This is a genomic window from Burkholderia sp. MSMB617WGS, from assembly GCF_001532025.2.
In the GTDB taxonomy this organism is placed as follows: domain Bacteria; phylum Pseudomonadota; class Gammaproteobacteria; order Burkholderiales; family Burkholderiaceae; genus Burkholderia; species Burkholderia savannae.
In genome coordinates, this window is sequence record NZ_CP013457.1 from 2,268,525 (window position 1) to 2,281,373 (window position 12,849).

10 protein-coding genes are annotated in these 12,849 nt (G+C 70.4%); all 10 read right to left on the reverse strand.

Going from position 1 to position 12,849, the window contains the following annotated elements; genetic code table 11:
- Window positions 1-210: 210 nt before the first annotated feature.
- The gene (locus WT60_RS11125) at window positions 211-2,055 is read right to left on the reverse strand and encodes a methyl-accepting chemotaxis protein (protein WP_060356012.1); all 1,845 of its coding nucleotides are present in this window, start codon (window positions 2,053-2,055) and stop codon (window positions 211-213) included.
- 214 nt (window positions 2,056-2,269) lie between these two features.
- Entirely contained in the window at window positions 2,270-3,232 is a 963-nt protein-coding gene (rbsK, locus tag WT60_RS11130; RefSeq protein WP_059670382.1) for a ribokinase, read from the reverse strand.
- Entirely contained in the window at window positions 3,229-4,260 is a 1,032-nt protein-coding gene (locus WT60_RS11135) for a LacI family DNA-binding transcriptional regulator (RefSeq protein WP_059575089.1), read from the reverse strand. The genes rbsK and WT60_RS11135 overlap by 4 nt, the downstream gene beginning before the upstream one ends.
- A 28-nt stretch (window positions 4,261-4,288) precedes the next feature.
- Window positions 4,289-5,302, reverse strand: a complete 1,014-nt coding sequence (locus WT60_RS11140; protein ID WP_038743111.1) for an ABC transporter permease — start codon at window positions 5,300-5,302, stop codon at window positions 4,289-4,291.
- A gap of 83 nt (window positions 5,303-5,385) precedes the next feature.
- Complete coding sequence (locus WT60_RS11145) at window positions 5,386-6,957, reverse strand: sugar ABC transporter ATP-binding protein (protein WP_060356011.1); 1,572 nt, start codon at window positions 6,955-6,957, stop codon at window positions 5,386-5,388.
- A gap of 139 nt (window positions 6,958-7,096) precedes the next feature.
- The gene (locus WT60_RS11150; RefSeq protein WP_038743113.1) at window positions 7,097-8,059 is read right to left on the reverse strand and encodes a sugar ABC transporter substrate-binding protein; all 963 of its coding nucleotides are present in this window, start codon (window positions 8,057-8,059) and stop codon (window positions 7,097-7,099) included.
- A gap of 729 nt (window positions 8,060-8,788) precedes the next feature.
- Window positions 8,789-9,715 carry a CysB family HTH-type transcriptional regulator gene (locus WT60_RS11160; RefSeq protein ID WP_038743114.1) on the reverse strand — a complete coding sequence of 309 codons (927 nt, stop codon included), beginning with the start codon at window positions 9,713-9,715 and terminating at the stop codon, window positions 8,789-8,791.
- Window positions 9,716-9,785: 70 nt separating this feature from the next.
- Window positions 9,786-10,841: a sulfate ABC transporter ATP-binding protein gene (locus WT60_RS11165; protein ID WP_060356009.1), complete on the reverse strand. Its 1,056-nt coding sequence runs from the start codon at window positions 10,839-10,841 to the stop codon at window positions 9,786-9,788.
- 13 nt (window positions 10,842-10,854) lie between these two features.
- Complete coding sequence (gene cysW / locus WT60_RS11170; protein WP_060356008.1) at window positions 10,855-11,835, reverse strand: sulfate ABC transporter permease subunit CysW; 981 nt, start codon at window positions 11,833-11,835, stop codon at window positions 10,855-10,857.
- Window positions 11,832-12,725: a sulfate ABC transporter permease subunit CysT gene (cysT, locus tag WT60_RS11175; protein ID WP_038743117.1), complete on the reverse strand. Its 894-nt coding sequence runs from the start codon at window positions 12,723-12,725 to the stop codon at window positions 11,832-11,834. Before cysT ends, cysW begins: the two co-directional genes overlap by 4 nt.
- Window positions 12,726-12,849: the final 124 nt, after the last annotated feature.

Consider the following 12,849-nt stretch of genomic DNA (forward strand, 5'->3'; position numbering starts at 1 on the left):
TACGCGCGACGCGCGCTCGCGGCGATTTTCGAGATGGCGATGCCGCGCTCGTCGCGCGCCGAGCGCCCACGCATCGGAAAGCGCGCGCCGGCCACCGCGCGACGAACGTGTGAGCGGCTGTTTGCGATGCAAAAACGCCCGCTGGCGGCAAGCGCTGTCGTTCAGTCTAATTGGGGATAGATCGTTGTCCGATACGATCGCCATCCGATGTCAGAACGTCTCCCAATCGTCGCCGCTCGCCACGGCCGCCGCGGCGGCCGGCGCCGCGCGCGGCACGGGCACCGGCTTCGGCTTGGCGGCCGCGGCCGCATGCGCGGGCTTCGCGGGCGGCGCGGGCTTGGGCGCCGCCTGACTCGGCGCGACCGGCAACACAACGGGCGGCGCGACAGACGGCGCGCCGGCAGTCGCGCCCGAATGCGCGCCGCCCTGCGCCGGCGCAACCGCGCCCGCCGCCGCCCGGCGTGCCGCGCCGGCCGCGGGCCGCGCCTGCGAGGCGGCGTCGCGCGCATCGCCGTCGTCGACGCGAAACACCGAAACGGTCGCGCGCAGCCGCGCCGCCTGCTCGTCGAGCGATTGCGCGGCGGCCGCGGCCTCCTCGACGAGCGCCGCGTTCTGCTGCGTGACCTCGTCCATCTGTGACACCGCGCGCGACACCTGATCGATCCCGGTGCTCTGCTCCTCCGACGCCGCCGCGATCTCGCCCATGATGTCGGTCACGCGCCGCACCGCGCCGATCACCTCGCTCATCGTGCGCCCCGCCTCGTCGACGAGCGTCGAGCCCGTGCGCACGCGCTCGACCGACGTGTCGATCAGCTCCTTGATCTCCTTGGCGGCCGCCGACGAGCGCTGCGCGAGGCTGCGCACCTCGCCCGCGACGACCGCGAAGCCGCGCCCTTCCTCGCCCGCGCGCGCCGCCTCGACGGCCGCGTTCAGCGCAAGGATGTTGGTCTGGAACGCGATGCCCTCGATGATCGTGATGATGTCGGCGATCTTCGCGGAACTCTGGTTGATGTCGCCCATCGTGCCGACCACCTGGCCCACGACGGCATTGCCCTTGTTCGCGATCTCCGACGCGCTCGCGGCGAGCGTGCTCGCCTGCCGCGCGTTGTCCGCGTTGCGCCGCACCGTGCCCGTGAGCTCCTCCATGCTCGACGCCGTCTCCTCGAGCGCCGCCGCCTGCTGCTCGGTGCGCGAAGACAGGTCGATGTTGCCCGCCGCGATCTGCCGCGCCGCCGTCGCGATCGATTCGCTGCCGCCGCGCACCGAGCGCACGGTGTCCGCGACGCTCGCCTGCATCTTCGCGAGCCCTTCGAGCAGCAGCCCCATCTCGTCGCGCCGCGCGGCGACGATCGGGCGGCGCAGCTCGCCCGCCGCGATCGCGTCGAAATGGCCGAGCGCGTCGGCGAGCGGCCGCGCGATCGCCGCGCGCAGGCTCAGGAAGCAATAGACCGAGATTGCAAGGCCGAGCGCGAGCGCGGCGATGCTCGCGACTCGGCTCGTCGAATATACGCTTTGCGCGTCGTTGAAATTGATGCTCGCCTGCTTGATCTGGAATGCGCGCAACGCCTCGCTCGCGAGCGCGAAGTCGTTGAACACCACCTGCATCCGCTTTGCGGACTCGAGAATCTTGTCGCGATCGTTCGCGTTGATGGCCCCGGCGAACCCGTCGAGCTCGCGCTGCAGGATCTGCCGCTTGGACGCGACGTCCTGCGCGAGGCGCTCCTCTTGTGCGTCGCGCGGCAGGTCGAGGTACTTCTTCCACCACGAATCGGAGATCCCGCGCATGCCGCGCGCGCGCTCGATCGCCTGCGCGGCGTCCGGCGTGCCGGCGAGAAGCGCCGCGCGGTCGAGCACGAGGCGCTCGCGGGCGGCGAACAGCTCGGCGCTCGCGACGTCGATCGCGCTCGGCAACTGGTTCGACGAGGTTTGCTCGTTCGCGTCGTTGGCCCGGCTCATCCCGAACAGGCCGAGCGCGCCGACGACGCACAGCAGGAGGGAAAGGAGCGTCATCGTGACGGCGAGGCGCGACCTGATCGTGATGTTCTTCAGCAGCATGGTTCTTCCTGTGACGCATCGTGAAGACGACGCAAGCCGCCCGCTCTGCGGCCCGCGACGACGAAACGTTTGCTTCGTCTCGCCTGTTTACGGCTTTCGACAGGAAGACTTGATCCGTGTGACGATTGATCCGAGGAAAATCCTGTTCTCCACGTGCATCGGCCCTATATTTTCTTTCTTTTTGCTGACGAAGACCGGTGTCGCGCGGCGCGTGTCACGCCGAGTCCGGCGCGAATGCGTCGAGCTCGGCGAGCGTCGGAATCGACGGCTGCGCGCCAGCGCGCGTGACCGACAGCGCCGCCGCGCGCTGCGCGAAGCGGATCGCATCGTGCGGCGCGTCGCCCGCGGCGAGCCGGGCGGCGAAGCCGCCGATGAACGTGTCGCCCGCCGCCGTCGTGTCGACGGGCGCCACGCGCGGCGCCGGATAGTGGCGCGCCGCGCCGTCCGCCGTCAGCGCGAGCGCGCCCTGTGCGCCGAGCGTGACGATCACGTTGCGCGCGCCCGCCGCCGCGAGCGCGCGCGCCGCCGCCTCGGCGCCCGCCGGATCGCGCACCGGCAGCCCGGTCAGCGCGGCGGCCTCGACTTCGTTCGGAATCAGATAATCGACGAGCGGCAGCCAGTCCGCGGGCAGCGGCCCGACGACGGGCGCCGGATTCAGCACGACCGTCTTGCCGAGCCGGCGGCCCGCGGCAAGCGCCGCGCGGACCGCATCCGCGGGCGTCTCGAGCTGGCAGATCAGCACATCGGCCGCGGCGAGCGCGGCTTCGTGCCCGGCGATCGACTCGGGCGTCACCTCGCCGTTGCTGCCCGCGACGATCACGATCGCGTTCTGGCTCGCGTCGTCGACCACGATGAGCGCAACGCCCGTCGTCGCCGTCTCGCTGGCCGACAGCGCGCCGCAATCGATGCCTTCGGCGACGAGCCCCGCGCGCAACGCGGCGCCGTGCTCGTCCGCGCCGACGCGGCCGAGCATCGCGACCCGCGCGCCGAGCCGCGCGGCCGCGACCGCCTGGTTGCCGCCCTTGCCGCCCGCCGCCTGCGCGAACGAGCGGCCGGCGAGCGTCTCGCCCGGCCGCGGCAGCCGCGGCGAGCGCACGACGAGATCCATGTTGAGGCTGCCGACGACCATCACCTTGCCGCCGCTCGCGGGCGCGGTCCGTTCGATTTCGGTCGTCATCCGCGATACCCGGCGTCGGCCGGCTCCACGTAGACGGTCGTCGATTCGCGCAGCACGAGGCGCGGCGACACGACGCGCCGACGCTTCGGCGCGCCCGACGCGCCGCCGCCGATCCGCTCGATCAGCGTCTGCGCGGCCATTTCGCCCAGCGCGCGCACCGACTGGCCGACCGTCGACAGCGCCGGATACGTATAGCGCGACAGCTCGATGTCGTCGAAGCCGATGATCGAGCAATCGGCCGGCACGCGAATGCCGCGCTCGGCCGCCGCGCGCAGCGCGCCGAGCCCCATCAGGTCGTTGCCCGCGAAGATCGCGCTCGGGCGCACGGTGTCGAAGAGGCGCACGGCCGCGTGATAGCCGCCGATGCAGGAAAAGTCGCTCTCGGCGATCGCGCCCGGCACGATGTCGATGCCGCGCTCGGCCATCGCGCGAATGAAGCCGTGCACGCGCATCGCGCTCACCGCAGTCGACACGGCGCCCGTGATGCAGCCGATCTTCGCGTGGCCGAGCTCGAGCAGATGCCGCGTCGCGAGATACGCGCCGCGCTCGTGGTCGATCTGCACGAGATCGGCCGCGAGCCCCTCGATGTTCCGATCGACCACGACGAGCGGCTCGCGCGTGTCGGCGAGCGTGTGCGCGAGCACCGCGTCGTCGCCCGCCGACGCGATGATGAGCCCGTCGATGCGCTTTTCCTGCAGCACGCGCAGGTAGTTGCGCTGCTTCTCGGGATCGTCGTCCGAGTTGCACAGGAACACGCAGTAGCCGGACAGCGCGCACTGGTCCTCGATGCCGCGCGCGAGCTCGGCGAAGTACGGGTTCGTGCTGTTCGGCACCACGAGGCCGATGGTGGCCGTCGAGCGCGCCTTCAGCGAGCGCGCCACGGCCGACGGCACGTAGTTCAGCTCGCGGATCGCCCGCTCGACCTTGGCCCGCACGTCGGCCGACACGGGCCGCGAATTGTTGACCACGTGCGATACCGTCGTGAACGACACGCCGGCGATGGCCGCCACATCCTTGATCGTCGCCATTCCCTTTCTCTCTGGTTCGTTGTTCTTGCTATCCCCGCGCGCGCCGGCTGCGATACGTGTCGAGCACGACGGCCACGACGATCACGGCGCCCGTGATGATGCGTTTGGTGGGCTCGTTCGCGCCGATCTGCGCGAGACCGGCCGCGAGCACGGAGATGATCAACACGCCGAAGAACGTGCTGACGACCGAGCCGCGACCGCCCATGAGGCTCGTGCCGCCGATCACGACGGCCGCAATCACCTGCAGCTCGAGGCCCGCGCCCGCGTTCGGATCGGCGGCTTCGAGCCGGGAGATCTGAAACAGCGCGGCGAGCCCGGCGAGCGCGCCCATCAGCGCGAAAACGATGATTTTATACGGGCGCGGGTTAACCCCGGCCAGTCGCACTGCTTCCTCGTTCGTGCCGATGCCGACGAGGTAGCGGCCGAACACAGTGCGCGCGAGCACGAATTGCGCGACGGCCATCACCGCGACCGCGATCAGGAACGCGGGTGAGATGCCGAGCGCGATCGGGTTCGACAGGAAGTCGAACGCGTCGCCGATGTAGGCGGTGCGCGAGTTGGTCAACTGGTATGCGACGCCGCGCGCCGCCTCGAGCACGCCGAGCGACACGATGAACGACGGAATCCGCCAGCCGACCGTGACGGCGCCCGTCAGCGTGCCCGTCGCGGCCGCCGCCGCGACGCCGGCGAGCGCGGCGAAGAGCGGCGGCCACTGCCAGCGCAGCGCGGCCACGCTCACGACCGACGCCGCGAGCGCGAGCACGGAGCCGACCGACAGATCGATGCCCGCGATGACGAGCACGAAGGTCATGCCGACCGACAGCACGACGAGGTCGGGAATCTGATTTGCGATCGTGCTGAAGGTGTCGTACGTGAGGAAGTGCGAGCTCAGCATCGAGAAGAGCGCGATCAGCGCGAGAAGCGCGAGCGCGAGCCCGATGTAGTTCGACAGGCCGAGCCGCACGCCGGCCGGCTTCGCCGCGACGCCGCCCGCCTGCCCGGGCCGGGCGCCGGCGTTTCGGTCGATGGATCGGTCGTTCATCGTGAATGTCCTGTGTGTTGCTGCTTCGATGAATTGAGGCGTGCGGTGTCGGCCGCGGGCCGGATCGGTCGCGCCAAGCGCGCTTACGTGGCGGTTCGCGCGTCGCCGGGCGCGTGCAGCGCCGCGTCGCGGCGCGCGTAGCCGGCGAACGCGGCGGCGAGGAGCGCGTCCTGCGTCCACGCGCCGCGCTCGAACACGGCGTCCATCCGCCCCGCCGACATCACGCCGATCCGGTCGCAGATCAGCATCAGCTCGCGCAGGTCGCTCGACACGACGACGATCGCGCGGCCTTCGCGCGCGAGCGCGTCGAGCAGCGCGTAGATGTCGAACTTCGCGCCGACGTCGATCCCGCGGGTCGGTTCGTCGAACAGCAGCACGCTCATGTCGCGGCCGAGCCAGCGGCCGATCGCGACTTTCTGCTGATTGCCGCCCGACAGCTCCGACACCGGCTGCGCGGGGCCGCGCGCGCGAATCCGCAGTGCGTCGATTTGCCGCGCGGCGAGCGCCGTCTCGCGCGCACCGTCGACGATGCCGCCGCGCGCGACGCGCGCGAGCTGCCCGAGCGACAGATTCGCCGCGATCGACTGCGGCAGCAGCAGCCCCTCGCCCTTGCGGTCCTCGCTGACGAGCGCGATGCCGTGCCGGACCGCGTCCGCGGGCGAGCCGATCGCGGCAGGCCGCGGCGGATCGCCTACCGACACGGTGCCGCCGTCCGCCTCGTCCGCGCCGTAGATGAGCCGCAGCAGCTCGGTGCGCCCGGCGCCGATCAGCCCGGAAATGCCGAAGATCTCGCCCGCGCGCACGTCGAACGACACCTCGCGCACCGCGTCGCCGCGCGACAGGCGCTCGACCTTCAAGCAAGGCGCGCCCGGCGTGCGCGCGCCATGCACCGCCTGCTCGGCGATCTCGCGCCCGGCCATCAGCGCGACGAGCCGCTCGGTCGGCTGCGCGTCGATCCGATCGACGTGCACGAGCCGGCCGTCGCGCAGCACGGCGACCCGCTCCGCGACCCGCGCGAGCTCCTCGAGCCGGTGCGAGATGTAGACGAGCGCGACGCCGTCCGCCTTCAGCCGCGCGATCTGGTCGAACAGCAGCTCGACTTCGCGCGCGGTCAGCATCGCGGTCGGCTCGTCGAGGATCAGCACGCGGCACTCGCCCGCGAGGCTTCGCGCGATCTCGACCAGTTGCTGATGGCCGATGCCGAGCGCGCCGACGGGCGTGTTAGGGTCGAGCGCGTCGAGCCCGACGCGCGCCATCGCCGCGCGCGCGTCGTCGGCGAGCCGCCGGCGGTCGATCACGCCGAACCGGTGCGGCAGGCGATCGAGAAACAGGTTTTCGGCAACGGTGAGCGTCGGAATGAGGTTGAGCTCCTGCATCACCATCCGTACGCCGAGCGCCTCCGCGTGCGCGCGGCTCAGCGGCGCGTACGCCGCGCCCGCGAGCCGCATCGCGCCCGCCGTCGGCGCGACGAGCCCGGCCACGATCTTCGACAGCGTGCTCTTGCCCGCGCCGTTCTCGCCCGTCAGCGCGAGCGCCTCGCCCGCGTGCAGCGCGAGCGACACGTCGGCGAGCACGGGCTCGGCATAGGTCTTGCCGATGCCCTTCACGACGAGCGTCGGCGCGTCGGGCACCGAATCTGGGTCGGTCGAATCCATCGCGATCCTGATGAAATACGGTTGTCGCGATCCGCGCAGCCGCGCGGACGGGGACGCGAGGCGGCCGGGGTCACGCTCTGACCGGATAACGGCCGCGCCGCGGCGATCTTGAGCGGCGAGCCGAAGCCGCCGCGCCGGGTCAAGGCTTCGTCACGAGATCGACCGGGGTCGCGACGATGCCCGTCATGTCGGCCTGCTTGCGGTGCTCGGCGAGCGCCTTCAACGCAGTATCGATGCCGAACACGGCCTGCTTCGCCGCGTACTGGTCGGCGGTCGCGAGCACGCGGCCGCCCCTGAGCATCGGCTTGATCGCGTTGATGTTGTCGTAGCCGACCACGTACACCTTGCCCTGGCGACCCGCCGCGCGCACCGCGGACACGGCGCCGATCGCCATGTTGTCGTTGCCGCAGAGGAGCGCCTTCAGGTTCGGGTATTCGTTGAGCATCGCGGAGGCGACCGCATTGCCCTTGTCGATCTCCCATTCGCCCGACTGGACCGACACGACCTTCGCGCCCGCCGCCTTCATCGCGTCCTGGAAGCCAGCGGTGCGCTGCTGCGCGTTGGTCGTCGTCGGCACGCCCTCGACGATGCCGACCTGGTCGCCCGCCTTCAGCCGCTTCGCGAGGTAGTCGCCGACCATCCGCGCGCCCTTGCGGTTGTCCGGGCCGACGAACGGCACGTTCAGGCTCTTCGACTTGAGCACGTCCGGATCGAGCCGGTTGTCGATGTTGACGACGATGATGCCCGCGTCGACGGCCTTCTTGACGACGGGCACGAGCGCCTTCGAATCGGCGGGCGCGAGCACGATCGCGTCGACCTTCGACACGATCATCTGCTCGACGATGCGGATCTGGCTCGCGGTGTCGGTTTCGTCCTTGATGCCGTTCGTGACGAGATCGAACTGGCTCGCGTTGTGTTTCTGGTATTCCTTCGCGCCGTTCTCCATCGTGAGAAAGAACTCGTTGGCGAGCGACTTCATCACGAGGGCGACCTTCGGCTTGTGCGCGGTCTGCGCCCGAGCGGCCGAGAACGGTCCGGCGGCGGCGACGGCGACGCAAACGGCCGCGGCGGCTAGCACGCGGCGGCGGAGGCTGACATCCATGCGACTCTCCTGGCAGTGGTTGTTGTCCCGGGCGGACCGAGTGTCGTTTTGACGACGAGCAAACGTTTGCGCGAACCGGCCCGACACGACGTTTCAACGATCTGCGCCACGAAGGGGATACGACGGAAGTGACTGCCTGCGTATGGTCGGCCGCGCAAACTGCGCATCCCGGTCCTTTTTCTTGATATCGGGAGCGCCTATCGTCAGCTTTTTCTGCGCGTTACGCAACGCCGATTCGGGCAATTAAGGGTTTGTTCGGAGAAAACGGCCGGAAAAACGACCGACGGCGCGATACGGCGCGGCGCGGTGCGCGAGAGGCCAGCGAGAATGCGGGCCCGGCGCAGAACGAAAGCGCGACGCCGGATCGGCGCAATCGAAACGTGCCGCGTGCGCGGGGCGGCGAGCGCGCCGCCGTCTCGCGTGCGGCCGAATGGTCGAATGGTCGAAGGCCGGCCAGCCGGCCGCGGCGATGCGTTCTGCGCATTTCGCGCGCAGGCCGCGTGTGCTGTCGGCGCACGACGAAGGAACGACGCGCGCCGAACGCGCCGCAGCGAACGCACGCAACCCAACCGTTACGCGGCGATCGGGCGGCGAGCTGGAGTCGGCCCGGCGACCGCGCGCCGGCGCGCGGCGGCTTCGCACGACGGCCGGGCCGGGTCGTGCGGAACCGCGCCGCGCCGCTCCGTCACCGCAGCCGCGCGCGAGCCGTCGCGCGCACCCGACGCACGCTCAGGCCGCTTCGCGCAATTGCCCGGCGATCTCGCCTTCGGACAGATGCGGCGCGAACATCTCGATCAGCCGGTACGCATAGGCGCGCAGGAACGCGCCGCGGCGCAGGCCGACGCGCGTCGTGCTCGCCTCGAACAAGTGCTGCGTGTCGAGCGCGACGAGCCCGGTGTCGCGCTGCGCGTCGTACGCCATCGCGGCGACGACGCCGATCCCCATCCCGAGCTCGACGTAGGTCTTGATCACGTCGGCGTCGATGGCCGTGAGCACGACGTCCGGCACCGCGCCCGCGTTCGCGAACGCCTGGTCGATATGCGAGCGGCCGGTGAAGTCCTGGTCGTACGTGATGATCGGGTATTCGGCGATATCGTCGAGCGTCACGTTCTCGCGGCCGACGAGCGGATGCCCCTTCGGCACGACGACGACGTGATGCCACGAATAGCACGGGAACGTGACGATGTCCGGATAGCGGTCGAGCGCCTCGGTCGAGATGCCGAGATCCGCCTCGCCGTTCAGGATCATCTGCGCGATCTGCTGCGGGCTGCCCTGGCGCAGCGCGAGATGCACCTTCGGATAGACCTCGGTGAACTGGCGGATCACCTTCGGCAGCGCGTAGCGCGCCTGCGTGTGCGTCGTCGCGACGACGAGGTGGCCGCTGTCCTGGTCCGCGAACTGGCGCGCGACTCGGCGCAGGTTCTCCGCGTCGAGCAGCATCCGCTCGATCAGTTGATGAACGGCCTTGCCGGGCTCCGTGAGGCCCGTCAGGCGCTTGCCGCGACGAATGAAGATGTCGACGCCGAGCTCGTCCTCCAGATCCTTGATCTGTTTCGACACGCCCGACTGCGACGTGTAGAGCACATTCGCGACTTCCGTCAGGTTCATGTTCTGACGCACCGCTTCGCGCACGAAGCGCAATTGTTGAAAGTTCATGGGTAGCCTCTCAGGCGTTGTCTTTGTTGGTCTGTGAAATCCACATGCGCGAGTCGCCCGCCGCGCGCCGTCAGCGCGCCGGGAACACGCGCACCGCGCGCGGCACGGCGGTAAGCGCGTCGCCGACGTCGAGCGACAGCGCGCGCCACGCGTTGCGATCGAGCTCGGCCTCGAGCACGCCGCCCGCGCGCGCGGCGAGCTCGATGCGCACCGAGCCGCCGAGCGGCACGACGCGCCGCACGTCGGCCGCGATGCCGTTCGCGCGCGCATCGGGCGCGACGAGCTCGAGGTCGTGCGGCCGCACGTACGCGCGCGCGGGGCCCGCGAAATCGGCGTCGACGGCGATCGCATCCGCCGCGCCGTGCGCGACGAAGCCCTTGCCGCTCACGGTGCCCTCGAGCCGGTTCGCCGCGCCGAGGAACTCGTAGACGAACGCGCTTTGCGGATGATCGTAGACGTCCTGCGGGCTGCCGACCTGCTCGACGCGGCCGTGATCGAGCACGACGATCCGGTCGGCCACTTCGAGCGCCTCTTCCTGATCGTGCGTGACGAAGATCGTCGAGATGTGCAAATCGTCGTGCAGCCGGCGCAGCCAGCCGCGCAGCTCCTTGCGCACCTTCGCGTCGAGCGCGCCGAACGGCTCGTCGAGCAGCAGCACCTTCGGCTCGACGGCGAGCGCGCGCGCGAGCGCGATCCGCTGCCGCTGGCCGCCCGAGAGCTCGGACGGATAGCGCTGCGCGAGCCAGTCGAGCTGCACGAGCGACAACAATTCATGCACCTTGGCGCGGATCGCGGCTTCGCCCGGCCGCTCGCGCCGCGGCTTCACGCGCAGCCCGAACGCGACGTTCTCGAACACCGTCATGTGCCTGAAGAGCGCGTAATGCTGGAACACGAAGCCGACCTGCCGCTCGCGCGCGCCGACCGACGCGACGTCGAGCCCCTGCAGCACGACCTGCCCCGCATCCGCGTGCTCGAGGCCCGCGATCACGCGCAACAGCGTCGTCTTGCCGCAGCCGGACGGCCCGAGGAGCGCGACAAGCTCGCCCGCCGGAAAATCGAGCGTGACGTCGTCGAGCGCGGTGAAATCGCCGAAGCGCTTGTGCAGATTACGAACGGTGATGCCCATCTGGTTTGCCTCTTTACGAAATCGACGAAGTGACGGCGGCGCTCGGGTGCGCGGCGGGCGCGCCGTCGCGCCCCTGCGCGAGGTCGGCGGACAGCCGCCGCTCGGCGAACAGCTTGAGCGCGAGCGTGACGAGCGCGAGCAGCGCGAGCACCGACGCCACCGCGAACGCGGCTGCGAAGTTGTACTCGTTGTAGAGAATCTCGACGTGCAGCGGCATCGTGTCGGTCTGGCCGCGGATGTGGCCGGAGACGACCGACACCGCGCCGAACTCGCCCATCGCGCGCGCGTTGCAGAGGATCACGCCGTACAGCAGGCCCCACTTCACGTTCGGCAGCGTCACGCGCCGGAAGATCTGCCAGCCGGACGCGCCGAGCACGCGCGCCGCTTCCTCCTCGTCGCTGCCCTGCGCCTGCATGAGCGGAATCAGCTCGCGCGCGACGAACGGGAACGTGACGAAGATCGTCGCGAGCACGATGCCCGGCACAGCAAAGATGATCTGCACATCGTGCGCCTGCAGCCACGGCCCGAGCCAGCCCTGCGCGCCGAACAGCAGCACGTAGACGAGGCCCGAGATCACGGGCGACACCGAGAACGGCAGGTCGATGAGCGTCGTGAGGAGCGCGCGGCCCTTGAACTCGAACTTCGCGATCGCCCACGACGCACACACGCCGAACACGAGATTGAGCGGCACCGCGATCGCGGCCACGGTCAGCGTGAGCTTGATCGCCGACCACGCATCCGGGTCGGCGAGCGATTCGACGTAGAAATCGAAGCCCTTGCGCAGCGCCTCGACGAACACCGCCGCGAGCGGCACGACGAGAAAGAGCGCGAGGAACGCGAGCGCCGCGCCCGTGAGCAGCCAGCGCACCGCGAGCGGCTCGCTGACGGGATCGAGGCGGCGTGCGCGCACGCCCGCGTCGGCGGCGCGGCGCGGCCCGCGGCTCGCATCGGCGGGCGCCGCGACTGCGCGGGACTGAGCGGCGTCTTGGCTCATTGCGCGCCTCCGAGTGCCGTCACCGCCTGCGCGGCGGGCGCCGGGCCGCTTGCGCCGCGGCTCGTGCGGCGCTGCAAGTACCACTGCAGCGTGTTGATGAAAAGCAGCATCACGAACGACACGACGAGCATCACGACCGCGAGCGCCGTCGCGCCCGCGTAGTCGTACTGCTCGAGCTTCGTGATGATCAGCAGCGACGTGATTTCCGACTTCATCGGCACGTTGCCGGCGATGAAGATCACCGAGCCGTATTCGCCGAGCGCGCGCGCGAACGCGAGCGCGAAGCCCGTCAGCAGCGCGGGCGTGACGGCGGGCAGCACGACGCGGCGGAACGTGAGCCAGCGCGACGCGCCGAGGCACGCGGCCGCCTCTTCCTGCTCGCGCTCGAAATCCTCGAGCACCGGCTGCACGGTGCGCACGACGAACGGCAGGCCGATGAACGTCAGCGCGACGAGCACGCCGAACGGCGTGAACGCGATCTTGATGCCGAGCGGCGCGAGATAGCTGCCGATCCAGCCGTTCTGCGCGTAGACGGCCGCGAGCGAGATGCCCGCGACCGACGTCGGCAGCGCGAACGGCAGGTCGACGATCGCGTCGACGAGCCGCTTGAACGGGAACGAGTAGCGCACGAGCACCCACGCGACGAGAAAGCCGAACACCGCGTTGACGAGCGCGCCGCCGAGCGCGGCCGAGAACGTGAGCCGATAGGACGCGACGACGCGCGGCGACGTCGTCGCGGCGACGAACTGATCCCACGTGAGCGTGGCCGTCTTCAGAAAGGTGGCGGCGAGCGGGATCAGCACCACGAGGCTCAGGTAAGCCAGCGTGATGCCGAGCGTCACGCCGAATCCGGGCAGCGCGCTCGGCTTGCGGAAGGTGAACGTCGTCATGCGGAATGCTCTTCCAGGGTGATGCACATGGGTTCAACGGCTCGACGGACGCGCGTTGCACGCGCGTCCGTCGGCCCGGTATCGTTGTGTTGCGGCGGGCGCGCGCCCGTCACGGCGCGCGCCC